Below are 25,687 nucleotides of genomic sequence, written 5' to 3'. Positions count from 1 at the left end.
CTTACCCAGCATTACCCAATTCAATACCCGGGTGCTACCCAAGCAGGAAACCCGACACGGCGGCCACCTGGTCCGCAGCGATCAGCGTGGGCGCATGGCCTACCCCGTCGAACTCCACCAGGCGCGCGCGCGGGCCGCGGGCCGTCATGGCCTGAGCCGTCTGGGAGCTCAGCAAGTCCGACTGCTTGCCGCGGATCACCAGCGTTTCGGCCTTGATATTGTCGTAGAGCTGCCAGAGCACGGCTTCACCCTGGCGCGCGGAGTCCTCGGTCTCCTGCTTGAACGGCACAGCGATGGCCGGGTCGTAATGCAGGCGCCACTTGGCATCGGCGGCGTCCGAGACGCGCCGGAGCATGGGACGCGACAGCGCCAGCCACTGTTCGGGCGTGTGCGGGCCAAAGCTTTGGGAAATCGCCCACATGGCATCGGCCGCTTCCTGCACCGACCCGAAGTGACCGGCCTGCCCCAGATAGGTGCCGATTCGCACGATTGCCTGCCACTGGATGGCCGGCCCGACGTCATTGAGCACCAGGCGGCGCACCGCCGTGGGCAAGGGCAGACCAGGCGTCCCACACACCGCCACGCCGATCAGGCCGCCCATGCTGGTACCCACCCAGTCCAGCGAAACCACAGGCGCCTGCGCGTGCAGCTGGCCCAGCAGCGCCAGCATGTCGGCGGCATAGCCTCGCAGCTGGTAACCCATGGGGTCTTTGAGCCAGTCGCTTTCCCCACGGCCCACCACGTCGGGGCAGACCACGCGAATGCCGTCCGGCGCCTGCTCGCAGAGCGTGCGCGCCAGCACGTCAAAATCGCGGCCCTGCCGCGACAGGCCATGCACGCACACCACAACGTGCGTGCTGTCCGGCTGGCCCCATTGCCAGTACGCCATGCGATGCCCGCCTGCGGCGTCCGGGCAATTTACGTAGTTCAGCGTAGGTTGGGTCATGGTGCGGCAGTTCAATTCAAAGGCTTGATAATTGCTTGAAAAATCGGCGATGCGCAGCCTGCACCGCGCGCTGTTCAGAATCCCAGCTCAACCATCGTAAATCATCCGGAGAAACATCATGCTCAAAGGTAAAACAGCTCTCGTCACCGGCTCGACCAGCGGGATCGGCCTGGGCATCGCCAAGGCGCTGGCAGCGCAAGGCGCCAACATCGTCATTAACGGCTTCGGCGACGTGGACGGCCCCAAGGCCGAGATCGAAGCGCTGGGTGTGCGCGTGGCCTACCACGGCGCCGACATGAGCAAGCCCGCCGACATCGAGGACATGATGCGGTTCGCTGCCGCGCAATTCGGCCAGGTCGACATCCTCGTCAACAATGCCGGCATCCAGCACGTGGCTCGCGTGGAGAACTTCCCGGTCGAAAAATGGGATGCCGTGATCGCCATCAACCTGAGCAGCGCCTTTCATGCCACCCGCCTGGCATTGCCTGCCATGCTGGCTGCCAACGGTGGCAAGGGCTGGGGACGCATCATCAACGTGGCGTCGGTCCACGGCCTCGTGGGCTCTGCCGAAAAATCCGCCTACGTTGCCGCCAAGCACGGCATTGTGGGCCTGACCAAAGTCACCGCCCTCGAAAACGCCACCACAGGCGTGACCTGCAACGCCATCTGCCCCGGCTGGGTGCTGACGCCCCTGGTGCAAAAACAGGTGGACGCCAAAGCCGCGGCTGGCAACATCAGCAACGAAGCCGCCAAGCAGCAACTGCTGGGCGAAAAAGAGCCTTCGCTGCAGTTCACCACGCCCGAAGAGCTGGGCGCGCTGGCGGTGTTTTTCTGCTCGCCCGCAGGCAACAACGTGCGCGGCGTGGCCTGGAACATGGATGGCGGCTGGGCGGCGCAGTAACAGTTTTTACAGCAGCCGGCTGACGTAGTCGCCAATTGCCAGTGAGCTTGTCAGCCCTGGCGATTCAATACCAAAAAGATTGACGAGCCTTGCCACGCCGTGATCACGCGGTCCCTGGATCAGAAAATCTTTGGCAGCCTCATGAGGCGCCTGGATCTTGGGGCGTATGCCCGAATAACCCGGCATGAGCGCACCGTCGGCCAATGCGGGCCAGTACTTGCGTACTTCGGCATAAAAAGCATCGCCGCGCGCCGGGTCCACCACCAGGTCGTCGGGTGAATCGACCCATTGCACATCGGGCCCGAACTTGGCCTGGCCGCCCAGGTCGATGGTCAGGTGCACGCCCAGGCCGGCGGCTTCGGGCACGGGGTAGATCAGGCGGCTGAAGGGCGAACGGCCGGGCAAGGTGAAGTAGTTGCCTTTGGCGTAATGGCTGGGCGGCACATGCTGCGCCGGAAAGCCGGCAAAGCGGCTGGCCAGGTGCTGGGCCTGCAGCCCGGCGGCGTTGACGACGGTCCTGGCTTGCAGTTCCGTACCGTCTTTTGCTATTAAATTAATAGCTGCTTGCGCACACTCCGCATGGGCCAGGGGCGAATTAAGCACCACAAGCCCGCCTGCATTCTCAAGATCGCCCTGCAGCGCCAGCATGAGGCCGTGGCTGTCGACAATACCGGTGCTGGGCGAATGCAGCGCCGCCACGCATTCGAGTTGCGGCTCCATCGCCCGGGCTTCTTCGCGGGTCAACAGTACCAGGTCGTTCACGCCGTTGGCGGCGGCCTTTTCACGGATGGCCTGCAGCTGCGCCACCTGAGCCTCGCTGGTCGCTACGATCAGCTTGCCGCAGCGCTTGTGGCCTATGCCGCGTTCCGCGCAGTAGTCGTACAGCAGGCCCTTGCCTTCTACGCAGAGCCGCGCCTTGAGCGAGCCCTGTGGGTAGTAAATGCCGGCGTGAATCACCTCGCTGTTGCGCGAGCTGGTGCCTGCGCCTATCGCGTCGGCGGCTTCCAGCACCATTACCTCCCTGCCCTGCAAGGCCAGCGCACGCGCCACCGCCAGGCCCACCACGCCTGCACCAATCACCACACAGTCGACCTGGTCCATATCAGACGCCCTCGAAACCTTCAATGACGTTGACGGCATTGGTGCCCAGCGCCGCGGCGGCGTAACCGCCTTCGAGCACAAATACCGTGGGCAACCCCAACTTGCCCAGGCGTTCGCCCAGGCGGATAAAGTCGCCAGGCAGCAGCGCGAATTTGGAGATGGGGTCTTCGGCAAAGGTGTCCAGCCCCAGCGACACCACCAGCGCGTCGGCGCGGTGCTGCTTGATGCGCAGGCATGCCGCTTCCAGCGCCTCAAACCAGCGCAGCACGGTACAACCGGCGGCCAGCGGCAGATTCAGGTTAAAACCTTCGCCCTCGCCCGCTCCGGTTTCGTCGGCATAGCCCAGGTAGAACGGATATTCGGTCAAGGGGTCGCCGTGCAGGCTCACGAAAAGCACATCAGCGCGGTCATAAAAAATGCTTTGTGTCCCGTTGCCGTGGTGGTAGTCCACGTCCAGCACCGCCACGCGCGCGGCGCCACCGTCCCGAAACGCCTGGGCAGCGACTGCAGCGTTGTTCAGGAAGCTGTAGCCTCCCATGAAGTCGGCCCCTGCATGGTGGCCGGGTGGACGGCTGCAGCAGAACACGCCGCGCGCAGCGGACTGGCCGGTCGCCAGCAAAGCGGCAGCGCTGGCGGCGGCATCTGCACCAGCCTTGGCGGCTGTCCAGGTCCCCGCGGAAAGCGGTGACCCGTTGTCCATCGAATAAAGCCCCAGCCGTGCGGTGAAATTGACGGGCTCCACATCGCTGCGCAAAGTACGCACGGGCCAGACAGAGGGAAAAGGCTGCCGCTGGTCGTTGCCCTCTTCAAGCGCCACCCAGTCGCGCCACGCATGCTCGAGAAACGCCAGGTAACGGGCACTGTGCACTTTGGCCAACAGCGTGCGGCTGTCGGCCTGGGGCGTGCGCAGCTCGTGGCCGCGCTCGCTCAGGCGGGCCTTGACGTACTCGGCGCGCGCCGGGGTTTCAAAACACGGCACGCGCTCACCGCGGTAGAACTCGAACGCAGGGGCGTGATCGTGGTGGCTGTCGCTGAAAAAAGTAAGCATGGTGGCGAATGGTTTGGTTCGTTCATGAAAAGGAGGTGATGGTGGTTACCCGAACAGCGCAGCGCGCCGCCATCAAAGTGTGCGCGGGTCGGTCTTCAGCAACACCTCGACCAATGAGCGCAACGTCGCCTTCAGCGGCCCGGCGCCCGGTGTCATCTCCAGCGTGGTTTCGTCCATGTACAGCTTGCGGTTGATCTCCAGCTGGATGCTGTGCCGGTGCCCGGCCGGGTTGCTGTAGCGGCGCACCAGTTCCACGCCTTTGTAGGGGTGGTTGTAGGCCACGCTGTAACCCTGCGCGCGCAGGTGCTCACACACCAGTGTCGACAACGCCTTGCTGGCAGTTGTGCCTTCACGGTCGCCGACCACAAAGTCCGCATGCGCCTCACCAGGAAAATCGGTGGCGCTGCCCGAAGCCACTGCCGGCATGGAGTGGCAATTGATGTGGATGCTGTAGCCGCGCTGCCGCCAGGCGGCATCAATCGCCTGCGCCACGGCGGCGTGGTAGGGCTTCCAGCACTGCTCGATGCGCGCCTGGATTTCCGCCACCCCCAGTTTGCGGTCATACAGCGGCACGCCTTCGTCGGTGGTGCGCCAGATCAGCCCCTTGCCCAGGCGGACCTTGGACATGACCTGGGGATCATCGTCTACCGGTTCGGGCCAGGGCGCTTCCAGCAGGGACACATCCATTTCGGTGGTGTTGCGGTTGGCGTCCAGGTAGCTTCGGGGGAAATGCGCCTCAACCCAATGCGCACCCAATGCCGGCGCAAAGTCATACAGTTTTTCGACATGGGTGTCTTCTGCGCTGCGCAGCACGGCGAGCTCGCAGGCATGCCCGAAATCAGCCGGATACACCGTCCCGCTGTGCGGGGAATCAAGAACCAGCGGAGTGCTTCCGGGCAGGTAGGTAATGGAGGGCATGCACTGACTTTAGCAGCAGCACATTGGCAAACGGACGGTGGCGCCCCAAGGTTCAGCCCTTTCGCAAACTTCCGTTTGTCCTACAGGGTTTTAACTTTTAGCCCCACAACAGCGTGTGGGTGCGGCCCTTAAATTTCACAGCGGAAAGCCCGCTAAACCGCTTTTTCCAAAAGAAAAAGTGCATTCCGAAAATTCATTGATTGAAGGAACCACCATGCCATCATTGACCCGCAAACTCTCCGCAACCGTGCTGGCTGCTGCTGCCCTGGCTGCGGCCGCAGGGGCCAACGCCCAAAGCGGTTCGACATCGTCCAACACCACGTCCAGCAGCAATTATTCGTTTTACGCACCGGGCTCGCGCTATTTCGGCCTGAACGTGGGCAGCTCAGACTTTTCCCTGCCAAGCGGTGCCGGCGGTTTTCCTTCCGACAACAGGGACACGTCGTACAACATCTACGGCGGCAGCTATTTCAACAACAACTTCGGCCTGGAACTGGGCTATACCGATTTCGGCAAGATCAACCGTGGCGGCGGGCAGACCGATGCAGAAGGCATCAACCTGAGCCTGGTCGGCCGTTTGCCAATGAGCAACTCCTTCAATCTGCTGGGCAAGCTGGGGACGACCTATGGACGCAGCCACGTGTCCGCCGCACCTGCGTCCGGCATTGCCACAGGCAGCGAAAGCAATTGGGGCGTGTCGTATGGCCTGGGGGCCGAATGGGCATTCACCCCTACCTTGTCGGCGGTGCTGCAGTGGGACGAACATGACATGAAGTACCCCGGCGGCAGCAAGGAACGCCTCAGTACCACCAGCATAGGCCTGCGTTACCGCTTCTAGGCCGTTTGTGGCGGCGTAGCCACCAGCCCAAAGCCCGCACCTTTCACGGCATGCGGGCTTTTTTCACATTTTCGCTTTTCGCACTCACTATCAATTTCATAGCTGCTTGCGCCCGTTCTTCTTTGCTTTCAAGCATTTTCTTCTTATAAAACCGCGTGCACGTGCGGTGCCAGCATCTCCTGCAACAGCCAGGTTCCGGCACGGCCCAAGGGGCGCTGGCGTGACCATACGGCGTCCACAGGCACCCTGCGCGGCCAGCCGCGCGCATGAAGTTCGACCAGTTTGCCAGCGGCAAAGCGCGCCACCATCCAGCGCGGAATGGCCGCCCATCCAAAACCCAACACCGCCATTTCCAGCAGCATGAGATAGCTGGGAGCGGACCAGGCGCGGCGCGACTGGCGCGCCCCATGTGAGCCCCGGACTCCCTGCGCACCCTGCTCCATCTCTATATAGGTATCCAGCCGCAGCTCCCTGAAATTGACCAGAACGTCGGGCGTGATGTCTTTCATGCTGGCCAATGGGTGGGCGGCCGCCACAAACAGGGTGATTTCAGACTGCTCGGCAATCGTGGCCGAACCGATGTCCGGCGGATAAGCGCCCTGGGCTGCTACCACGCCAATGTTTGCCCGCCCTGTTTGCACCAGCGACACCAGGTCGCCGTGTTCGGCAATCAGGCACTCAAACTCCAGGTCGGGAAAGCTTTTCTCAAAAGCCGAAAGCATTTCTTCAAACCGGTCTGACTGGTAGGTGTCCGACCAGACCACGCTGAGCCTGGGCTCAAGGCCGCCCCCAAGCTGGCTGGCAGCGCGGTCAAGCCGGTCACTGGCAGCGAGGATTTCCTGCACCTTGCCCAGCATGACCCGTCCGTGTTCCGTCAGTGCCGGCTTTCGGCTGCTCCGGTCAAACAGGTTCAGGCCAAGGTCGATTTCCAGGTTGGCAATCGCACTGCTCACCGTCGACTGGCTTTTGCCCAGTTTGCGGGCCGCAGCCGAGAACGAACCCAGGGTCGCAGCCTCTGCAAAAGCGGTCAAGGCTTCCGGGGAATGGCGCATGGCAGTCTTCCATCTATTTTTTCGATGATTATTGATTTTAATGTATTCGAAATAGCGATGAAAATACAGTCATGACAGTAAGGCATCTCGCCTCAACGGTCGATAAATCATCTAGAACGCGCATCATGAGCCTCCAAAAATCCCTGAAAGAACGGTTTTTCCACGCCCTCGGCTTTGAAATCCTGGCCATCGCCATCTGCGCACCACTAGGCGCCTGGCTACTCGGCTATTCGCTGGCGCACATGGGCCTGCTGACCCTGATGGTTTCGCTGATGGCGATGAGCTGGAACATGGTGTTCAACGCCCTGTTTGACCGGGCGCAGCGCCGCATGGGCTTTCAGCGCACGCTGGCGGCGCGTGCCGTGCATGCTGTGCTGTTTGAAATCGGCCTGATCATCGCGGTGGTTCCGCTGGCGGCCTGGTGGCTGGACATCGGCCTGTGGGAAGCCTTTGTACTGGACATTGCGATCGTGCTGTTCTTCCTGCCCTATACCTTCTGCTTTAACTGGGCTTACGACCATGTCCGCTCACGGGTGGTGGCGCGCCACGCGCGCAAAGCCCAGCTGGCCAGCCGCACGGCCGGCGGGCAGCAGCCGGCGCCCGCGCTGCTTTGTGCAGCGCCTGCCGCCGGCAAGTGCCTTACTTCATCTGCACAGAGCCCGACACGATGACCAATACCGTGCTCTTGCCGGCTTCCACAGGCACTGATGCATCGGCCATTTCGGCCTTGGCCGACATCGCCATCATGCGGGGACGCGGTGGAGAGCCCTGGTCGTTGGCATTCACCGAGACTTCGCGCAGCGAGTAGCCGGCAAAACCAAAACTGCGCGCCACCTCACTGGCCTTGGCCTTGAAACGCTCAATTGCGAGCGCCTGGGCCTCGCCCTCGACTTTGGCGCGCTGCTCGCGGCTCAATGCAAAACTGACGTTGCCCATGGTCAGGGTCTGGATCTTGCCCGCCGTGCTGGTGATGCGCGGGAAGTCCTTGCCTTCCAGCACCAGTTCGGTGGAGCCCTGCCAGCCATTGATCTTGCCGTCCTTGCCATAGCGCGGATACAGGCTGAAATTCCCGGTGCGCACCTCCATCTGGCCGGGCGCCGCCGCCTGCTTGGCCTGGGTCAGCGCAGTCTCAAGCGCCTGCCTGAGCTGGCTTTGCACGACGCCCGCGTCAGCACCATCACGGGTTGTGGTCAATGAAATCGACAACAGGTCCTGCTGCACCTCCACCGAGCCACTGACCGATAACTGGGCCACGTTCTGCAGGGATTCGTGGAAGTTGGTCTGGGCCATGGCATGGCTACCCAGCACTGCGCCTGCCAACAGGACACACAAAGCGATCGATTTTGGAGCTCGCATCGGAATTACCTTTCGGGGTGGTGAATTTCAGCCGCTTCTGGCTAAAAAAGACAAGCGTGAAATGGAGGGGGAAATCATGGTGAACATCCGGAACGCTGCAAATCAAGCAGCCTGTTCACCGCAAGTAACCAGGCGCATTCGCCCGGCATTGCTCTTACAAGGGCCCGCCAGCGCGGTGCCCAGGGAGCGGCCGCTTATTTTTACATGTGTTTTTTCAATCGAATGTAGGCGCATTGCCATAGTCAACACGCACACTTGCATGTGGCCGCAACTTTTGTAACAGTGTGTCAAACCGACTGAAAAATGCGACATCCCGCCTTTTCAGCCTTCAAAATGGCTCTGTTACAAATTACCAGATGACTATGACCCAAGCTCAACCCAACGCCCGTGCCGACAAAATCCTGATCCTTGATGACGATGCCCGCATTCGCGACCTGTTGCGCCGCTACCTGGCCCAGGAAGGTTTTGAGGTCATCCTCGCCGAAGACAGCAAAGCGCTGAACCGCATCATGCTGCGCGACGCCGTCGACCTGATCGTCCTGGATTTGATGATGCCTGGCGAAGACGGCCTTTCCATCTGCCGCCGCCTGCGCGCCGCCAATGACCGTACGCCCATCATCATGCTGACCGCCAAAGGCGAGGACGTGGACCGCATTGTCGGCCTCGAGGTCGGCGCCGACGATTACCTGGCAAAACCGTTCAATCCCCGTGAATTGCTCGCCCGCATCCACGCCGTGCTGCGCCGCCGGCCGACGGCTGAAGTGCCGGGTGCGCCGTCCAGCGACCAGGAAGTGATTACCTTTGGGCCGTTTTCCTTCGATATGGGCTTGCGCACCCTGCACAAGAACGGCGAAGAGCTGCCGCTGACCACCGGCGAATTCGCCATGCTGAAAACCCTGGTGCGCCACCCGCGGCAGCCGCTGTCCCGCGAAAAACTGGCACAGCTGGCACGCGGACGCGAATTCGAGCCCTTTGACCGCAGCCTGGACGTGCAGGTGTCGCGTTTGCGCAAACTGATCGAAGTGGACGCTGCGGTGCCCCGCTACATCCAGACGGTCTGGGGTATCGGCTACGTGTTTGTGCCGGACGGAACGAACTAGCCCCCACGCTTTTCACTGCGCCTTCGGCTTCGTGTAATGCGCTGCCCCCCGAGGGGGCCACCCGCCTGCAGTCCGGCAAAGCCGGCCCTGCGGCTCATGCTGGTAAAAGACTCCTTCCGCTGGTCCTGCCCGCTGAACTCTTCAACCCAGCATGAGCCGCGGAACTGGCTTTGCCAGGCCGCAGGCGGGCGGCCCCCTCGGGGGGCAGGGAGCTACACAAAGTGAGCGACCGTGGGGGCAAGTATGGCGGGCCTGCAACAGGCGGCAACAGCTTGACTGCGGTAGCGCGGGCTTATCGTGCTAACGTCCATTGATCACAGCGCTCGCGCCCACGTACCCCACTTCCTTATGGACGCTACCAACCCAGTTCCGCTCGAAACCGCCCCGGCCCCGCTGGAAATGCGCCCGCGCAGGGGTTTCAGCCTGTTCTGGCGGACCTTCTTTTTCCTGGCGCTACTGCTGTTCGGCTCCATCGTTGCCTGGCTGCAGACCTTCCGGGCACTCGAATCCGAGCCGCGGGCCATCCAGAGTGCGCAGCAGCTGGCCTCGCTGGTCAATCTCAGCCGCGCCGCGCTCCGGTATTCCGACTCCATCGCCCGCGTATCGCTGATCAAGACCCTGGCGGACGAGGAGCGCGTACGCATTACGCCGAGGGAACCCAAGGACAAGTTCGAATTGTTCGAGAGCGACGAGTTGGGCGAGCGCACCGCCGAAGAACTCAAGGCGCGGCTGGGCAACGGCACGGTGGTGGCCAGCAGCGTCAACGGCCAGAAGGGCCTGTGGGTGGGCTTTACCATCGACGGCGATGCGTACTGGCTGCTCACAGACCCTTCCAAGATCGGGCCCTCGCGCAACAGCACCTGGATCATCTGGCTCATCACGGCGGCAGCGCTGTCGCTGGCCGGGGCAGCCTTTATTGCCCGCCTGATCAACCGGCCGCTCAAGCAGCTGTCGTTCGCGGCCAGCCGGATGCGGGACGGCGACTTCGATGCCAGCCTGCTCGATGAAAAAGTGGCGACCAGTGAAATCCGTGAGGTCAACATCGGCTTTAACCGCATGGCCGAGCAGCTGTCCAAAATCGAGCAGGACCGGGTCATCATGCTGGCGGGGATTTCCCATGACCTGCGCACCCCGCTGGCCCGGCTGCGCCTGGAAACCGAGATGAGCGTCACTGACATGGATGCACGCGAGCACATGGCGGCCGACATTACCCAGCTGGACGCCATCATCGACAAATTCCTTGACTACGCACGGCCCGAGCCACCGCGGCTGGAGCGGGTGTCACTCAATGCGGTGGTCGATGCCGCCGTATACGCCATCGCCGACTATGAAGACATGCGGGTCACGGTGACCATCCCGGACGACATGGCGGTGCTGGCCGACGAGGTCGAGTTGTCGCGCGTGATTTCAAACCTGCTGGAAAATGCCAGGCGCTACGGCAAGACACCTGAAACCGGCATTGCCTTGGTTGATATTGCGGCCAAAGGCCGTGACCAGTGGGTGCTGATCAAGGTACGGGATCACGGCATGGGCGTGGCGCCCGAGACCTTGTCCAAGCTCACCCGCCCGTTTTTCCGGGGAGACGCCGCACGCACGGCCGCTACCGGCGCGGGCCTGGGTCTCGCGATTGTCGAAAAGACGATTCACCGCATGGGCGGTGTGTTTGGCCTGGCCAACACAGGCTCCGGTGGGCTCGCCGCGCATATCAAGCTGCGCAGGAGCTGATTCCCCTTGCGGACGGTTGCCCGGCTCCGCAGCCGGCCTCAAAGAGAAATCACCCCTCCGACCAGGCAGGCCGTGCGCGATCAGCTATCAAAACGATAGCACTAAAAAAGCAGAACAACAGCCCGGGCTTCCATGCTCAGGCCCTGTCCTACCGGGCCGAGCTTTTCGGCGGTCTTGGCCTTGACGTTCACCTGTCCCACTTCCAGCGCCAGCACTTCTGCGATGCGCGTGCGCATTGCCGCAATGTAAGGCGCAAGTTTGGGCGCCTGCGCAATGACTGTGCTGTCGATGTTGCCGATCTTGTGGCCACGCTCTGCCAGCAAGCGCCCGACCTCCGCCAGCAAGACGGTCGAATCAGCGCCCTTGAAGCGCGCGTCGGTGTCCGGAAAATGCGAGCCGATGTCGCCCAGCCCGGCAGCGCCCAGCAACGCATCGGTGATGGCGTGCAACAGCACATCGGCGTCCGAATGGCCAAGCAGGCCGACGGTGTGGGGAATGTCCACACCACCGATGATGAGCTTGCGCCCAGGCACCAACGCGTGGGTGTCCCAGCCTTCACCGATTCGAAAATTCACGAGGGACATGGATGAGGGCTTTCATAAGATGGTTTGAATAGTCAGGCGGCATTCAAGGGCTGCCGGCAAAACCAGCCACTTCGCCGCTGCGTCTGCGCTGCCAGAGAATCGCTTCCGCCAGAGCGAAATCTTCCGGATAGGTCACCTTGAAGTTCTGCGCACTGCCGTTGACCAGCCTGGGCGATACGCCCATTGCTTCCATGGCGCTGGATTCATCGGTGACAGCGTCTCCTGTGTGCTCCAGCGCATCGATCAGCGCGCCGATACGAAACATTTGCGGCGTTTGCGCCAGCCATTTGTCGCTACGGTCCACAGTGGCGGCCACGCGGCCGTCCCGTTCGGTTTTAAGCGTGTCCGGCAGCTTTTGAGCCAGCAGGCCGCCCACAGCGTCATTGCGGCATTCATGGATCAGGGCCTTGATCTGCCCGGCTGTGACCAGGCAGCGCGCCGCATCGTGCACCAGCACCCAGTCGGTCAGGGCCGCGCCGTCGGGTCGCCGCGCCACCATCGCCTTGAGGCCGTTCAGCACCGTGGCCGCACGGGTCAGTCCGCCGCCAACCCACAGGGTTTCGTTCGTGTTGCCGAAATCGGGAAACACCTTCAAAAAATCGTCATCCGACGGGGAAATGACCACCCACAAACCGGCGAAAGTGCCTGGAAGCGCCCGAAATGCCTCTACGGTATGGCGGACCATAGGGATGCCGTCAATCACCTGGTATTGCTTGGCTTGAGGCGTTCCGGCCCGGCTACCTTGCCCCGCACAGGGAATCAGCACAAAAAAACGGGGTTCGGAACGGTTATTGGCGGGGCTTGTCGTCATAACTTCATCATAGATTCTAAAATCGATGCCTGAACGCATGCAGGCACCCCACTCCGGATGGTTTGGGGTGTCTGGCTTTTGTCGTTTGAATTTTGGCCTTTCCTGCCTTCCTCTTTCCTGATTGTTTGAAACGACACACTCGCCAGCGCACCGATCAATGCACCTACCCTCACTCGTCACCGGCAAACGCTACACCCTGCCCCAGCCCGCCGGTTCTGCCGATGCCCTGCTGCTGGCACGCCTGGGCATCCGCGAGAAAGCCGCCGGCAAGCTCACCGCCATCATCACGTCAGACGCCACCACGGCCCAGCGCCTGATGGACGAGATCGCTTTTTTTGCGCCTGACCTGCGCTGCGCGCTGTTCCCCGACTGGGAAACCCTGCCTTACGACACCTTCTCGCCGCACCAGGATTTGATCAGCGAGCGCCTGGCCACGCTGTGGCGAATCCAGCAGCGCGACAAGGAAACCGGCGCCGACGTCGTCATCGTGCCGGCCACCACGGCGCTGTACCGCCTTGCGCCGCCCAGCTTCCTGGCGGGCTACACCTTTCAGTTCAAGGTCAAACAAAAGCTTGACGAAACGCGGCTCAAAGCCCAGCTCACATTAGCGGGCTACAGCCATGTGACGCAAGTGGTGAGCCCCGGCGAATACGCGGTGCGCGGTGGTTTGATCGACCTCTTCCCCATGGGCAGCCCGGTGCCCTACCGCGTTGACCTGTTTGACGACGAGATCGACAGCATCCGCACCTTTGACCCCGACAGCCAGCGCAGCCTCTACCCCGTACCCGAGGTGCGCCTGCTGCCCGGCCGCGAGTTCCCGATGGACGACGAAGCGCGCGCCCGGTTCCGCAGCCGCTGGCGCGAATTGCTGGACGGCGACCCGACCAAAAGCCGCATCTACAAAGACATGGGCAACGGCGTAGCCACCGCCGGCATCGAGTACTACCTGCCGCTTTTCTTTGAAGAAACGGCCACGGTGTTCGACTACCTGGGCGAAAGTGCCACTGTGGTGTTGCACGGCGACCTGGAGCCGGCCTTCCAGCGCTTCTGGCAAGACACCAAAGACCGCTACCGCCTGGTGCGCGACGCGCCCGACCGCCCGGCACTGCCGCCGGAGTCACTGTTTCTGGGCACCGAGCAGTTTTACGCTCGCGCCAATGACTACGCGCAACTGGCCATACGCGCCACGGTCGAAGACGTGGCCGACAACGCGCAGTTTCAAAAACTCGGCGAAATGGCCGTGGTGCGTGGCGCCGAAGACCCGCTGGCCAAATTCAAGGGCCACGTACGCAACACGGCCCACCGGGTGCTGGTGCTGGCCGAAAGCGACGGCCGGCGCGAAAGCCTGCTGGACTTCCTGCGCGCCAGCAGCGTCAGTCCGCCGGCGTTTGATTCGCTTGAAGACTTCCAGACCAGCGACGAAAAACTCGGCATCGCCACAGCGGCGCTGAACACCGGTTTCAGCTGGCTTGAAGAAGGCATTGACTTCATCACCGAGACCGAGCTGTTTGCCGCGGGCGCCACCGTGCGCCGCCGCAACAAAAAGCAGGAACAGGTCAGCGACGTTGAAGCGCTTATCAAGGACTTGTCGGAACTCAACGTGGGCGACCCGGTGGTGCACAGCGCCCACGGCATTGGCCGCTACCGCGGCCTCATCAACATGGACCTGGGCCAGGGCACCAATGCCGACGGCACGCCGCTGCTGCAGGAGTTTTTGCACCTCGAATATGCCGACAGCGCCACACTGTACGTGCCCGTCAGCCAGCTGCACCTGATCAGCCGCTATACCGGCGTCAGCGCCGAAGAAGCCCCGCTGCACAGGCTGGGCAGCGGCCAGTGGGAAAAAGCCAAACGCAAGGCCGCTGAGCAGATCCGCGACTCGGCCGCCGAGCTGCTCAACATCTACGCCCGCCGCGCCGCGCGCGAAGGCCATGCTTTCCGCTATTCGCCCGGCGACTACGAAACCTTTGCCAACGACTTCGGCTTTGAAGAAACCGCCGACCAGCGCGCCGCCATCCATGCGGTGATCCAGGACATGATCAGCCCGCGGCCCATGGACCGCCTGGTCTGCGGCGACGTGGGTTTCGGCAAAACGGAAGTGGCCCTGCGCGCAGCCTTTATCGCCGTCACCGGCGGGCGGCAGGTCGCCCTGCTGGCGCCCACCACGCTGCTGGCCGAGCAGCACTACCAGACGCTGGTGGACCGCTTTGCCAAGTGGCCGGTGAAGATTGCCGAGATGAGCCGCTTCCGCTCGGGCAAAGAGATTACCGCCGCCATCAAGGGCCTGGCCGACGGTACGGTCGACATCGTGGTCGGCACGCACAAGCTGCTCAGCCAGGACGTGAAGTTCGAGCGCCTGGGCCTGCTCATCATCGATGAAGAGCACCGCTTTGGCGTGCGCCACAAAGAAGCCATGAAGGCCATGCGCGCCGAGGTCGATGTGCTGACGCTGACCGCCACGCCGATCCCGCGCACGCTGGGCATGGCGCTTGAAGGCCTGCGCGACCTGAGCGTGATCGCCACTGCGCCGCAGCGGCGCCTGGCCATCAAGACCTTTGTGCGCAGCGAAAACAACGGCGTGATCCGGGAAGCAGTGCTGCGCGAGTTGAAACGCGGCGGCCAGGTCTACTTCCTGCACAACGAGGTCGAGACCATCCAGAACCGCCGCGAAAAGCTCGAAGAGATACTGCCTGAAGCGCGAATCGCAGTGGCGCACGGCCAGATGCCCGAGCGCGAGCTTGAGCGCGTGATGAAGGACTTCATCGCCCAACGCTACAACCTGCTGCTGTGCTCGACCATCATCGAAACCGGCATCGACGTGCCGACCGCCAACACCATCGTGATGAGCCGTGCCGACAAGTTCGGCCTGGCACAGCTGCACCAGCTGCGCGGCCGCGTGGGCCGCAGCCACCATCAGGCCTACGCCTATTTGATGGTGCCCGACATCGAGGGCCTGACCAAGCAGGCCGGCCAGCGGCTCGAAGCCATCCAGCAGATGGAAGAACTCGGCTCGGGCTTTTACCTGGCCATGCACGACCTGGAAATCCGCGGCACCGGCGAAGTGCTGGGTGAAAACCAGAGCGGCAACATGCTCGAAGTCGGCTTTCAGCTCTACAACGAGATGCTCAGCGAAGCCGTGGCCTCGCTCAAGGCCGGGCGCGAGCCGGACCTGCTGTCACCGCTGAGCGTGACCACCGAGATCAACCTGCACGCCCCCGCCCTGCTGCCCAACGACTACTGCGGCGACGTGCACCTGCGCCTGTCCTTCTACAAAAAATTGGCCACCGCGAAAAACACCGACCAGATCGATGCGCTGCTGGAGGAAATTGTCGACCGCTTCGGCAAGCTACCGCCGCAGGCACAGACACTCATCGACGTGCACCGCCTGCGCGTGATTGCCCGTCCCTACGGCGTGGTCAAGGTCGATGCCGCGCCCGGCGGCATCAACATCACCTTCAAGAAAGACCCGCCCATCGATTCGATGGCCATCATGCACCTCATCCAGAAGAACCGGCACATCAAGCTGGCCGGCAACGACAAGCTGCGTATCGAGCGCGAGCTCCCCGAACCCAAAGACCGCGCGCAAATGGTGCGCGACATCCTGCGCTCTCTCGGTCAACCCAAAACCCCCTCCACCACAGAAGCAACGCCCGCATGACCCCCGCTGAAATCTCCCCCGGCCTCGTCGTCAACGTCTCTACGCCAGACCTCAAGCTCAGCAATTTCAGGCTGATCGCCTTTGACATGGATTCCACGCTCATCAATATCGAGTGTGTGGACGAAATCGCCGACGCTGCGGGCCGCAAGGCCGAGGTAGCCGCCATCACCGAAGCCGCCATGCGCGGCGAGATCACCGACTACAAGGAAAGCCTGCGCCAGCGCGTGGCCTTGCTCAAGGGCGTGAGCGTGGCCAGCATGGAACAGGTCTACCACGAGCGCCTCAAGCTCAACCCCGGGGCCGCCGAGCTGGTGCACGCATGCAAAGAGGCCGGCATGAAAGTGCTGCTGGTCAGCGGCGGCTTCACCTTTTTTACCGATCGCGTGCGTGACGAGCTCGGCATCGACTACACACGCTCCAACGTGCTGGAGATGAAAGACGGCTTTCTCACCGGCAAGATGGTCGACCAGCCCTGGGGCGACATCTGCGACGGCGAAGAGAAGCGCAAGATGCTGATTGAGACCTGCGGCAATCTTGGCATCAACCCGCTTGAGGCGATCGCCATGGGCGACGGCGCCAACGACCTGCCCATGATGGGCGTGGCCGGCCTCTCGGTGGCCTATCACGCCAAGCCGCGCGTACGCGAGCAGGCCATGGTGGCCATCAATGAAGGCGGCCTGGACCGCCTGCTGGAGCTCTTCAGCTGAAGCCCCGGTGTTGCCGGCATCACAGCCGGCGCATCAATCACTCCGAAATAAGTCAACGATCCCACAGCCATAACACCTTATAAGCAGACACCTGAACCAAAGACAAACGACATCCATGGGTTTTTTCAAACGATTCGAAAGCCAGCTTCCCGCCTACCCTGACGCTGACCCTTCCTTGCCGCCCAAGGGTTTCATGGCCTTTCTGTGGGCCTGCACCGAAGGCGCACGCAGCTACATCCTTCAGCTGGCGCTGCTCTCGGCGGTCATGGCGGTTTTTGAGGCCTTGCTGTTCGCCATGCTGGGCCGCATCGTCGACTGGCTGGGCGCGACGGCGCCCGCCAACCTGTGGGTCGAGCACGGCAACGCACTGGGCTGGCTCGCCTTCATCGTGGTGGCCAGCATCGCCGCCGTGGCGCTGCAGACCACCGTGAAGCACCAGACGCTGGCCATCAACTTCCCGATGCGGCTGCGCTGGAACTTTCACCGCCTGATGCTGGGGCAAAGCATGTCGTTCTACCAGGACGAATTCGCCGGCCGGCTGACCACCAAGGTCATGCAGACCGCACTGGCGGTGCGCGACACGCTCTTCGTGCTGGCCGACGTGCTGGTGGCCATGGGCGTCTACATCGCCACCATGACGGTTCTGGCCGCCGCCTTCGACACGAAACTGGTAGCGCCCTTCCTGGTCTGGCTGGCGCTCTACATCGCGAGCCTCTATTACTTCGTGCCGCGGCTGGGCCGCATCGGCAAGCAGCAGGCCGACGCCCGGTCGCTGATGACAGGCCGCATCACCGACGCCTATACCAACATCACCACCGTCAAGCTGTTCTCGCACACCCGGCGCGAGGCCGGCTTCGCGCGCGACGCGATGAGCGAGTTCATGAAGACCGGCTACACCCAGATGCGCCTGGTCAGCGCGTTCGAGATCGTCAACCACACGCTCAGCATGGGCCTGATCCTCGGCATGGCCGGCACGTCGTTATGGCTCTGGCACCTGGGCCAGGTCGGCGCGGGTGCGGTGGCCGCGGCCACTGCCATGGCGCTGCGCCTGCAGGGCATGTCGCACTGGATCATGTGGGAGACCACCAGCCTTTTCGAAAGCGTGGGCACCGTGCAGGACGGCATCAACACGCTTTCGCGGCCGCACACCATCGTGGACGCGCCCAATGCGGCCGCACTGGACGTGCCGCGCGGCGAAGTGCGCTTTGAAGCCGTGAACTTCAGCTACGGCAAGAACAAGCCGGTCATCGACCAGCTGACGTTAACCGTCAGGCCCGGCGAAAAGATAGGCCTGATCGGACGCTCCGGCGCAGGCAAATCGACGCTGGTCAACCTGCTGCTGCGGTTTTATGACCTCGACGGCGGGCGCATCCTGATCGACGGCCAGGACATTGCCACCGTGACGCAGGACAGCCTGCGCAGCCACATCGGCATGGTGACGCAAGACACCTCGCTGCTGCACCGTTCGGTGCGCGACAACATCACCTACAGCCGCCCCGGCGCCACGGACGACGACATGCGCCTGGCCGCGCGGCGTGCCGAGGCCGACACCTTCATCGCCGACCTGACCGACCCGCACGGCCGCCACGGCTACGACGCCCACGTGGGCGAGCGCGGCGTGAAGCTTTCAGGCGGGCAGCGCCAGCGCATCGCGATTGCGCGTGTGATGCTCAAGGACGCGCCCATCCTGCTACTGGACGAAGCCACCAGCGCGCTCGACTCCGAAGTGGAAGTCGCCATCCAGAGCAGCCTGAACACCCTGATGCAGGGCAAGACGGTAATTGCGATTGCCCACCGCCTCTCGACCATCGCCGCGATGGACCGGCTGATCGTGCTCGACCAGGGGCGCATCGTCGAAGAAGGCGACCACCGCAGCCTGCTGGCCAACGGCGGCCTGTATGCACGGCTCTGGGCGCACCAAAGCGGTGGCTTCCTCAGCGACAACCTGGAAGAAGAAGAGCTGGCGGCTTGACGCTGCTGGCCGCGCCGGGTGCCCGCGCCTTAGGTACTCATCTGGGCGGGCACTCGTTTGCTATTGTTTTAATAGCTGCCCGCGCATGTAATGAAAGGGCTAGAGCCCGATTTTGCTTACGAAAAAGCCTCAAAATACCTGAACCCGGAGCCTGCTGCACTCATGCCGGATTCAGGCTTTCTCGACCACCGGGCGCCCCGCCTGCACCGCAAACTGCGCCAGTGTTTGCACACCACTGTCGGCACGCGTCACGTCGCTCACCACGCGCAAGGTGGTGGTCAGCTTGCGCGGGGTCAGTTCCACCACGCCGTAGCCTTTGCGTTCTGAGTCCGCAAATACAAAGTGCGGGTTCTCGGCGAGGTAGTCCGGAATTTTCGCGTTGCCGGCAGAGCGGGACGTGATGCTGGTGCCGCAAAACTCGGTGCCCACGGACGGGCTGGAAGTATCCGCGTAGTCGGCCTTGATGTGGCCAACCCAGTTTTCATGCACATCGCCGCCCAGGATGACCGGATTCGCAACGGCGTGCTTGCGCAGCGAATCCGTGAAGCGTGTACGCGCCGCTGCATAACCGTCCCAGCCGTCGTTCCAGAAAACCTGCTCAGGCCCACGGCGAAAGTCGCGCTGGCCAAAAAGCGATTGCTGGCCGACCACGTTCCAGCCGCTATCCTTGCTGGCGGCCCGGCCCCATTCGGCGTCCAGCCAGCTTTCCTGCTGCGAACCCAGCATGCTGCGGGCCGGATCCTTCCACGCAGCGCAGGTGGCGGGGCTCAGTGTGCTGGAGCCGGTTTTCCCGTCACGCGTGCAGGCCTGCGCATCCTTGTATTGGCGGGCGTCGAGCATGTAGAGCGAGGCCAGGCGGCCGTAGGGAACGCGCTGGTAAATGCGCATTTCAGCGCCGCTTGCCAGGCCGGCCACGGCCCGCGTCAGCGCCGAAGCGCGCACGGGCATGTGTTCATAAAACGCCTGGTAAGCGGCAGCGCGGCGGGCGGCAAAGTCCGGCGCCGGCGGCCCGCTGTTGCCGGGTGTGGCGCCCGCGTAGTCGTTTTGCACCTCGTGGTCGTCCCAGGTCACCATCCACGGGCAGGCTGCGTGCATGGCCTGCAGGTCGGCATCGCCCTTGTGCAAGGCATAGCGCTGGCGGTAGTCGTCCAGCGTGAGCACCCAGCCGCCCGTGGGCACACGCACCGGCTGGCCGGCGTTGGGGTACTCGTAGATGTAGTCGCCCAGGAAGAGCACGAGATCAAGCTCTTCAGCAAGCATATGGCGGTAGGCGCTGTAGTAGCCGTGTTCCCAGCGTTGGCAAGAGGCATAGGCCAGCCGCAGCCGCCCCACAGCGGCATCGGGTGCCGGAAAGGTGCGGGTGCGGCCGGTGGCGCTTACCGCCTCGCCCACCGCAAAGCGGTAGAAATACCAGCGATCGGCCTCCAGGCCCTGCACTTCCACATGCACCGAGTGGGCCAGACCGGGTACAGCATGGGTCTGGCCGGCTTGCACGATGCGCGAAAAATGATCGTCGTGCGCAATCTCCCATCGTACGGCCACCGGCGCCGGCTGCAAGCGCATGGCCGCATCATTGTCCAGAAGCAGCCGCGTCCAGAGCACCACCGAGTCATGGGTGGGTGAGCCGCTGGCCACGCCCAGCGTGAAAGGATTGCCGGTCAGCCGTTGCTGGGCCGATGCCCTGGGTGGCAGGTAAAAACCAGCACCCGCCGCCGCCAGCGACTGAAGCAACCGGCGCCTGTGGATTACGGGAGTCATGTGGATCGCTCAGTGCCTGGCTGGCAGGCGCACGATGAACGTGGTTCCCGAGCCGGCGCTGCTGTGCACATCGATGGTGCCGCCGTGGATGTCGACCGCGTTGCGCACAATCGCCAGGCCCAGGCCGGTGCCCTGGATGGTGCCCACGTTACTGGCGCGGTGAAAAGATTCGAACAGGTGCGGCAACTCGTCCTCTGGAATACCGATGCCCTCGTCCGCCACCTCCATGACGGTCATGTCCTGATCGATGCTCACGGTGAACCGCACAAGACCGCCCAGCGGCGAGTACTTGACCGCATTGGAGAGCAGGTTGCTGAAGATGTGGCGCAGGAGCTTCTCGTCGTACAGGCCTTCTCCCGCCCCGGCGGAATAATCCAGCTGCAACTCGCACAGGCTGTCCGGTTGCTGGGTGCGCGCCTCTTCCACCAATTGATGGCACAGCCTGTGCAGGTCCAGCGGATGCGGTTCAAACTCCAGCATCTGGGCATCGGCCTTGCCCAGCAGCAGCACGCGGTCCAACATGCCCGTCATGCGTTTCACGCCGGCAGCAATGCTGTCCAGAATCTCCAGTTTTTCCGACTCAGGCAAGCGGCTGCCGTAATGCCTGAGCAATTCCTCGGCGGAAAGAATGCCAGACAGCGGTGTACGGAACTCATGGCTGGTCATGGCCACGAAGCGGGTGCGCAGTTCATTGAGCGCCTTTTGCTGCTCAAGGGCCTCGCGTGTGTCTTCCTCTGATTTCTTGCGTTCGGTGATGTCAAGAAACGCCCAGATCACACCTGAATCAGGGTCATGGGGCTGAACACAACTGCCGGCCATCTGCACCCAGAAGAGCTGTCCGTCCCGCCTTCTGAGCTGGCGTTCATTGATATAACTGCCGGTGGCAATCAGCATCTCACGCGCTTCCTTGCCGAACTGCTCCCAGGTGGCAAGGTCGGGATGGATATAGCTGGAAGACTGCCCCATCAGTTCTTCGCGCGGGCCGCCGATCATCTGGGCGAATTTCTCGTTGACCCACTCATGGCGCCGGTTCACCGACAGCACAATACCCACCAGCGCACTGTTAAGAATGGCTTCGCGCTCCGAGGAGGTGCGCAGCAGCTTGGCCTCCAGTTCCTTGCGCTGCGTGATGTTGATGATCACCCATACCGTGCCCTGCGAAAGGTCGCGTTCGGCAACGGACTTGCCCGACAGCGACACCCAGATCAAGGTGCCGTCAAACTGCCGGACCTGGATCTCGCCTTCGTAGTTTTCACCGCGGCTCACGCAGGCGGCCACTTCACCGCCCACCTGCAGGTACTGCTCACGCGACAGGTAAAACGGCTCCATCGAAGTCAACGGATTGCTGCCTGCACCGAATACTTTGAGCATGGCCTGGTTGGCCCAGCGAAAGCGGCCATCCGGTGTCAGGAAGGCAATGCCCACAATGGAATTTTCCAGGATCATTTCGCGCTCTTTCAGCAGGGTGCGAAAATTTTCCTGGGAAACGCTCAAGGCCTCCACCATGGATTGCTCAGCCATGATGCGGGCTTGGGCCTGCTCTTTTTCCTGCCGTGTGACGTTGATGCGGTCCGCCAGCGCAAACGACAGCACCACCATTTCCAGCGCCGACCCGATCAGCAGCGAATTGGCCGTGAGCACATTCGACGGCAGGACACCCGTGTTGTGCAACGCCAGCGTCACCACACCCACCAGCAGCAAGGCCCAGGCCGCCAGGAAATACCGGGCCCCGGGATGCCCCATGCGCACGCTCAGCAAACCCACCGCGACCAGCGTGGTGACACTGAGAACCGCCAGCACGGTCACCATCCATGACGACACCACATAAGGCATCGTAAAAGCGGCCAGCRGGGTCAGCAGCCAGCCGCCCACCAGCGCCTTTATAAAGCGGTCCATGCGGGGCATCTTGAGTGCACTGGAAAGAAAGCTGCGTGCAAACAAAATGCCGAATGAGGCGGTCGCCGCCATGCCCGCAGGGGGCGAAATGCTGTTCCACCAGGTAAGGCCCGGCCAGATGAATTGCGCGCCAAAACCCGTCAACGCGGCCTGCGCGATGGCCATGCAGCCGACAAATGCCACATAGATCAGGTAGGCCCGGTCACGCACCGAGAAAAACAGCAGCAGGTTGTAGAAAAAGAGCCCGACCAGCAACCCAAAGTAGAGGCTGATCGTGGCGTACTCAGCCTGGTCGTGCCGCCACAGCGCTGCAGGCTGCCAGAGACGAACGGGCGCAGACACCGTGCCGTCCGACGTCACCCGAAGGTAGAGCGTATTGACGGCACCGGGCTTGAGACGCACCGGCATCACATGGTTGCGGTGCACCACGGCCCGATCGGCAAAAGGCAACAGGTCACCGCCCACCTGCCACACAAAGCCGCCCTTGCCGTCCGGTGAATACAGCTCCAGCCGGTCCAGCGGCGGATAGGCCAGCTCCAGCATCCAGTCTGCGGGTGTGCTGCGTTCGGTCCGCAGGTTCACACGCAGCCAGATGGCCGAGCTGGTCAAACCAAAATTGGTGGCCGAGCCGGTTTGCGGCACCGGCTGAAAACGCGCCTGGACATCCGGTTTCAAAAGGTCGGCCAGCGTCAGCTCGCCGCCGGCGTCTTCAAGGTAGGTAAACGACTGCGACAGTACATATCTGCCGTCACTGCCGATGGTGATCTCACCCGCTTCGGTGCGCTCCTGCGCGGGCTCCTGCGGCTGCGCCCGAACCAATGGCCCGGCACCCACCAGCAGCAGGGCAAGCACAACCCGAAACAGGTACCGGAAGCAAGACGTCATGGGTTGGCGGCAAGAAGCAGGGACTTGCGCCTTTGCACCTGCCCCGGCGAGGCGGCAGAAGCCGGAACGGCGCCTGCAGCGTGCCGCTGGCCGTTGCAGACTTCATGGCTGATCGCCAGGTTTTCTGCATGGCTGTTGCCCCCTTCGCTCAGGGGCAGGATGTGCTCCAGGGTGGCGGCCTGGGGCGTGACATGTTCGCCGCACACCCAGCACGGCACCACCCCGTGGAGCTGCCGTGCCACAGTTTTGTAGATCTTGTCCCGGGTATGCCCCAGCCTGCTCACGGCAGCGTTTTCCTCTGACCGCCGCTCGCGGGCAGCTGCCTTTGCGCAGCGCTCATTGCCGCGCTCCCTATTCGATCCTGGCCGGCCGCGCGTCGGCGGGTTGGGTGAAGGAGTCTTCCCACTGCGTGGCAAAACGGTCGTTCTTGTCTATGCGAATGCCGCCGGTGCCATCGGGGTTGAAACCGACATTGCGGGTAGCCGTGGCTCGCGGGGATTCGGGCTGGTTGTCCTTGTTGAGTTCCTTGAGCGCGGCGTCCTTGGCGGCCTTGACACGTTCCCGGGTGAAAGATTCCAGGTCGGCGTGGAAACTGCTGTCGCCGCCGCGGGTTTCCTGGTGCTCCTGCACCAGCTCCTCCGGAATTTCCCCCAGGAAGGCGGCACGCATGGCGCTGACCGTGGGCGGACGGCCGGCCTTGATGGAGGTGTAGGCAATGCCGCAATCCGACAACAGTGTCTCCTTGAGCTGGCGGGTGGCCTTGCTCACATCACGCTTGCCGCGCAAATCCACGCAACCGACGACTTTGCCATCCAGGGTGCAGATGGTGAAAGTCGTATAGACGCCATTGAGCAGCTCAAGCAGGCGTTCGGTTTTTTCCTTGTCTTTTTCCTTTTCCTTGTCTTTTTCCAGCGGAATGGTAAAGCGCAGCACCGGCAGCTTGACCATCACCGCATGGTCATGGAAAGTGCTTCGCAGCCATTTCCATACCTCGTATTCATCGTTGGTCACCACCCCACGGGCACGCAGCGGCCATTTGTGGGGTATCCGCAGCTTCGCACTCGCGCTTTTGCGCAGCCAGGCGGCATACAGCAAAACACCTGCAAGCGCGCCCACAGCGACGCCCAGCAACGTCATCAGCCATGAAATCAGGTTCAAGATGTAGTTCTCCTCTATCGATTGGGGATGCCGCCGAAGCCAGGCAGTACGAACAGCGACCCCAGTGAGTCACAGAACGGACGCCCTGTCAATTCAGGCCAGCGTCCCGGTGCGTTATTAAAACAGGTTTTACCGGTTTTCCAGGAATCTGGGGCACAAAAGAGCTTCCAGCCCAACCCCGACGTGCGCAAGCAGCTATATTTTTCATAGCATCCGGATGGCGCTGCAAAACACGCGGCCCTGCGGGTTGACGATGACCTTTGCCACGCAGGCCACGAATCGGTATGCTCGATTTTTTGCAGGAGCCCAACATGCCACGCAAGACCGCCCAGGATTTTGACCAGGAACTGCTGATTCTGTTTGATGCCTATGTCCATGGCACGATCGACAGGCGAGGCTTTCTGGAGCGCGCCCAGAAATTCGCCACCGCCGGCCTGACCGCGACAGCCCTGCTGGCCGCCCTCAGCCCCGATTTTGCCGCGGGGCAGCAAATTGCCCGGGATGACAAACGCATCAAGACCGACATGGTCAGCTATCCGTCGTCCGCCGGCTCAGGCACAGTCAAAGGCTATCTGGCCAGGCCCGCCAATGCCACGGGAAAACTGCCCGGCGTGCTCGTCATTCATGAAAACCGCGGCCTCAACCCGCATATTGAAGACATCACCCGCCGACTGGCGCTGGACAACTTCATCGCCTTCGCACCCGACGCACTCACCCCCCTGGGCGGCTACCCCGGCGACGAAGACAAGGCGCGCGAGTTGTTCGCCAAACTGGACCAGCGAAAGTGCGTGGAGGATTTCGTGGCGGCCACCACCTGGCTCAAGAGCCGGGACGACTGCACCGGCAAGCAGGGTGTGGTCGGGTTCTGCTATGGCGGAGGTATGTCGCACACCCTCACCACGCGCCTGCCGGAGCTCAGCGCAGCCGTTCCCTTCTACGGAAACCTGCCGGCAGCGGAAGATGCCGCCAAAGTCAAGACGCCGCTGCTGATCCATTTCGCCGCGGTGGATGAGCGCATCAATGCCGCATGGCCCACCTACGAGGCGGCACTCAAGGCGGCAGGTGCGAACTACACCGCCTACCAGTACCCGGGCACGCAACACGGCTTCAACAACGACACCACGCCGCGTTATGACGCCGCCGCGGCAAAGCTGGCGTGGGAGCGCACCCTGGCGTTTTTCAACAAACAGCTCAGGGCCTAGAACCGGGCAGGCATCGCGGGCCCGCTGCCCGCCCATCCCAGCATCGTCCCCCGCGAAAACCCTGCCCGGAA

The 25,687-nt window shown here is 62.7% G+C and carries 21 protein-coding genes; 9 read left to right on the top strand and 12 right to left on the bottom strand.

Going from position 1 to position 25,687, the window contains the following annotated elements; genetic code table 11:
* Positions 1-34 precede the first annotated feature (34 nt).
* Positions 35-946 carry an alpha/beta fold hydrolase gene (locus AC1DZE_RS08440; protein WP_477669242.1) on the bottom strand — a complete coding sequence of 304 codons (912 nt, stop codon included), beginning with the start codon at positions 944-946 and terminating at the stop codon, positions 35-37.
* A gap of 118 nt (positions 947-1,064) precedes the next feature.
* Here AC1DZE_RS08440 and AC1DZE_RS08435 point away from each other — a divergent pair, with 118 nt between their 5' ends.
* Complete coding sequence (locus tag AC1DZE_RS08435) at positions 1,065-1,847, top strand: 3-hydroxybutyrate dehydrogenase (protein WP_477649166.1); 783 nt, start codon at positions 1,065-1,067, stop codon at positions 1,845-1,847.
* Between the two features lie 6 nt (positions 1,848-1,853).
* On the opposite strand, the gene AC1DZE_RS08430 is transcribed toward AC1DZE_RS08435, so the two are convergent.
* The 3 genes from AC1DZE_RS08430 to AC1DZE_RS08420 form a co-directional block, all read right to left on the bottom strand.
* Positions 1,854-2,948 (bottom strand): NAD(P)/FAD-dependent oxidoreductase, encoded by a 1,095-nt coding sequence (locus tag AC1DZE_RS08430; protein ID WP_477672700.1) that lies wholly within the window; start codon positions 2,946-2,948, stop codon positions 1,854-1,856.
* Position 2,949: 1 nt separating this feature from the next.
* On the bottom strand, positions 2,950-3,996 hold the full coding sequence (locus tag AC1DZE_RS08425) for a histone deacetylase family protein (protein WP_477669240.1): 1,047 nt from the start codon (positions 3,994-3,996) through the stop codon (positions 2,950-2,952).
* Positions 3,997-4,068: 72 nt separating this feature from the next.
* On the bottom strand, positions 4,069-4,914 hold the full coding sequence (locus tag AC1DZE_RS08420) for an N-formylglutamate amidohydrolase (RefSeq protein WP_477669239.1): 846 nt from the start codon (positions 4,912-4,914) through the stop codon (positions 4,069-4,071).
* Positions 4,915-5,128: 214 nt separating this feature from the next.
* Here AC1DZE_RS08420 and AC1DZE_RS08415 point away from each other — a divergent pair, with 214 nt between their 5' ends.
* Complete coding sequence (locus AC1DZE_RS08415) at positions 5,129-5,752, top strand: outer membrane beta-barrel protein (protein ID WP_477673618.1); 624 nt, start codon at positions 5,129-5,131, stop codon at positions 5,750-5,752.
* Between the two features lie 143 nt (positions 5,753-5,895).
* Here the strand turns inward: AC1DZE_RS08415 and AC1DZE_RS08410 are convergent, their stop codons facing one another.
* Complete coding sequence (locus AC1DZE_RS08410) at positions 5,896-6,804, bottom strand: LysR family transcriptional regulator (protein WP_477673617.1); 909 nt, start codon at positions 6,802-6,804, stop codon at positions 5,896-5,898.
* A 122-nt stretch (positions 6,805-6,926) separates the two neighbouring features.
* Between AC1DZE_RS08410 and AC1DZE_RS08405 the strand changes: the two genes are divergently transcribed.
* The gene (locus tag AC1DZE_RS08405) at positions 6,927-7,475 is read left to right on the top strand and encodes a multidrug/biocide efflux PACE transporter (protein WP_477669613.1); all 549 of its coding nucleotides are present in this window, start codon (positions 6,927-6,929) and stop codon (positions 7,473-7,475) included.
* Here the strand turns inward: AC1DZE_RS08405 and AC1DZE_RS08400 are convergent.
* Entirely contained in the window at positions 7,444-8,160 is a 717-nt protein-coding gene (locus tag AC1DZE_RS08400) for an SIMPL domain-containing protein (RefSeq protein WP_477669236.1), read from the bottom strand. The two genes, AC1DZE_RS08405 and AC1DZE_RS08400, sit on opposite strands and share 32 nt — an antisense overlap.
* A 362-nt stretch (positions 8,161-8,522) precedes the next feature.
* Here AC1DZE_RS08400 and ompR point away from each other — a divergent pair, with 362 nt between their 5' ends.
* Together ompR and AC1DZE_RS08390 are read left to right on the top strand one after the other, a co-directional pair.
* Positions 8,523-9,260 carry an osmolarity response regulator transcription factor OmpR gene (gene ompR, locus AC1DZE_RS08395; RefSeq protein WP_007866319.1) on the top strand — a complete coding sequence of 246 codons (738 nt, stop codon included), beginning with the start codon at positions 8,523-8,525 and terminating at the stop codon, positions 9,258-9,260.
* Between the two features lie 348 nt (positions 9,261-9,608).
* Positions 9,609-10,985 (top strand): sensor histidine kinase, encoded by a 1,377-nt coding sequence (locus AC1DZE_RS08390; RefSeq protein WP_477669235.1) that lies wholly within the window; start codon positions 9,609-9,611, stop codon positions 10,983-10,985.
* Between the two features lie 101 nt (positions 10,986-11,086).
* Here AC1DZE_RS08390 and ispF read toward each other — a convergent pair whose 3' ends face one another.
* The gene (gene ispF / locus AC1DZE_RS08385) at positions 11,087-11,569 is read right to left on the bottom strand and encodes a 2-C-methyl-D-erythritol 2,4-cyclodiphosphate synthase (protein WP_477669234.1); all 483 of its coding nucleotides are present in this window, start codon (positions 11,567-11,569) and stop codon (positions 11,087-11,089) included.
* A 43-nt stretch (positions 11,570-11,612) separates the two neighbouring features.
* Positions 11,613-12,380: a 2-C-methyl-D-erythritol 4-phosphate cytidylyltransferase gene (ispD, locus tag AC1DZE_RS08380; RefSeq protein ID WP_477673854.1), complete on the bottom strand. Its 768-nt coding sequence runs from the start codon at positions 12,378-12,380 to the stop codon at positions 11,613-11,615.
* 157 nt (positions 12,381-12,537) lie between these two features.
* On the opposite strand from ispD, the gene mfd reads away from it, so the two are divergent.
* From mfd to AC1DZE_RS08365, 3 genes are all read left to right on the top strand, one after another.
* Positions 12,538-16,038: a transcription-repair coupling factor gene (gene mfd, locus AC1DZE_RS08375; protein WP_477699946.1), complete on the top strand. Its 3,501-nt coding sequence runs from the start codon at positions 12,538-12,540 to the stop codon at positions 16,036-16,038.
* Positions 16,035-16,745 (top strand): phosphoserine phosphatase SerB, encoded by a 711-nt coding sequence (gene serB, locus AC1DZE_RS08370; RefSeq protein WP_477671907.1) that lies wholly within the window; start codon positions 16,035-16,037, stop codon positions 16,743-16,745. The genes mfd and serB overlap by 4 nt, the downstream gene beginning before the upstream one ends.
* A gap of 115 nt (positions 16,746-16,860) precedes the next feature.
* Positions 16,861-18,717: an ABC transporter ATP-binding protein gene (locus AC1DZE_RS08365; protein WP_477671906.1), complete on the top strand. Its 1,857-nt coding sequence runs from the start codon at positions 16,861-16,863 to the stop codon at positions 18,715-18,717.
* A 171-nt stretch (positions 18,718-18,888) separates the two neighbouring features.
* On the opposite strand, the gene AC1DZE_RS08360 is transcribed toward AC1DZE_RS08365, so the two are convergent.
* The 4 genes from AC1DZE_RS08360 to AC1DZE_RS08345 all read right to left on the bottom strand — a co-directional run bounded on the left by AC1DZE_RS08360 (position 18,889) and on the right by AC1DZE_RS08345 (position 24,414).
* Positions 18,889-20,475, bottom strand: coding sequence for an alkaline phosphatase D family protein (locus tag AC1DZE_RS08360; protein ID WP_477671905.1), 1,587 nt, complete (start codon positions 20,473-20,475; stop codon positions 18,889-18,891).
* A gap of 9 nt (positions 20,476-20,484) precedes the next feature.
* On the bottom strand, positions 20,485-23,256 hold the full coding sequence (locus AC1DZE_RS08355; protein WP_477699945.1) for a 7TM diverse intracellular signaling domain-containing protein: 2,772 nt from the start codon (positions 23,254-23,256) through the stop codon (positions 20,485-20,487).
* Complete coding sequence (locus AC1DZE_RS08350; RefSeq protein ID WP_477671903.1) at positions 23,253-23,540, bottom strand: HNH endonuclease; 288 nt, start codon at positions 23,538-23,540, stop codon at positions 23,253-23,255. Before AC1DZE_RS08350 ends, AC1DZE_RS08355 begins: the two co-directional genes overlap by 4 nt.
* Positions 23,541-23,607: 67 nt before the next feature.
* Complete coding sequence (locus tag AC1DZE_RS08345) at positions 23,608-24,414, bottom strand: DUF2726 domain-containing protein (protein ID WP_477671902.1); 807 nt, start codon at positions 24,412-24,414, stop codon at positions 23,608-23,610.
* A gap of 311 nt (positions 24,415-24,725) precedes the next feature.
* Here AC1DZE_RS08345 and AC1DZE_RS08340 point away from each other — a divergent pair, with 311 nt between their 5' ends.
* On the top strand, positions 24,726-25,616 hold the full coding sequence (locus AC1DZE_RS08340) for a dienelactone hydrolase family protein (RefSeq protein ID WP_477699944.1): 891 nt from the start codon (positions 24,726-24,728) through the stop codon (positions 25,614-25,616).
* The last annotated feature ends 71 nt before the right edge of the window (positions 25,617-25,687 follow it).

It is taken from the genome of Polaromonas sp. P1_F1 (assembly GCF_056405795.1).
This window is presented reverse-complemented; position numbering and strand designations above follow the sequence as displayed.

Coding starts and splice junctions, on each gene's coding strand:
- AC1DZE_RS08390 (WP_477669235.1), top strand. CDS start 9,609: ATGGACGCTACCAACCCAGTTCCGCTCGAAACCGCCCCGGCCCCGCTG.
- AC1DZE_RS08340 (WP_477699944.1), top strand. CDS start 24,726: ATGCCACGCAAGACCGCCCAGGATTTTGACCAGGAACTGCTGATTCTG.
- AC1DZE_RS08400 (WP_477669236.1), bottom strand. CDS start 8,160: ATGCGAGCTCCAAAATCGATCGCTTTGTGTGTCCTGTTGGCAGGCGCA.
- AC1DZE_RS08410 (WP_477673617.1), bottom strand. CDS start 6,804: ATGCGCCATTCCCCGGAAGCCTTGACCGCTTTTGCAGAGGCTGCGACC.
- AC1DZE_RS08420 (WP_477669239.1), bottom strand. CDS start 4,914: ATGCCCTCCATTACCTACCTGCCCGGAAGCACTCCGCTGGTTCTTGAT.
- ispF (WP_477669234.1), bottom strand. CDS start 11,569: ATGTCCCTCGTGAATTTTCGAATCGGTGAAGGCTGGGACACCCACGCG.
- mfd (WP_477699946.1), top strand. CDS start 12,538: ATGCACCTACCCTCACTCGTCACCGGCAAACGCTACACCCTGCCCCAG.
- ispD (WP_477673854.1), bottom strand. CDS start 12,380: ATGACGACAAGCCCCGCCAATAACCGTTCCGAACCCCGTTTTTTTGTG.
- AC1DZE_RS08435 (WP_477649166.1), top strand. CDS start 1,065: ATGCTCAAAGGTAAAACAGCTCTCGTCACCGGCTCGACCAGCGGGATC.
- AC1DZE_RS08440 (WP_477669242.1), bottom strand. CDS start 946: ATGACCCAACCTACGCTGAACTACGTAAATTGCCCGGACGCCGCAGGC.
- AC1DZE_RS08425 (WP_477669240.1), bottom strand. CDS start 3,996: ATGCTTACTTTTTTCAGCGACAGCCACCACGATCACGCCCCTGCGTTC.
- ompR (WP_007866319.1), top strand. CDS start 8,523: ATGACCCAAGCTCAACCCAACGCCCGTGCCGACAAAATCCTGATCCTT.
- AC1DZE_RS08365 (WP_477671906.1), top strand. CDS start 16,861: ATGGGTTTTTTCAAACGATTCGAAAGCCAGCTTCCCGCCTACCCTGAC.
- AC1DZE_RS08430 (WP_477672700.1), bottom strand. CDS start 2,948: ATGGACCAGGTCGACTGTGTGGTGATTGGTGCAGGCGTGGTGGGCCTG.
- AC1DZE_RS08360 (WP_477671905.1), bottom strand. CDS start 20,475: ATGACTCCCGTAATCCACAGGCGCCGGTTGCTTCAGTCGCTGGCGGCG.
- AC1DZE_RS08415 (WP_477673618.1), top strand. CDS start 5,129: ATGCCATCATTGACCCGCAAACTCTCCGCAACCGTGCTGGCTGCTGCT.
- serB (WP_477671907.1), top strand. CDS start 16,035: ATGACCCCCGCTGAAATCTCCCCCGGCCTCGTCGTCAACGTCTCTACG.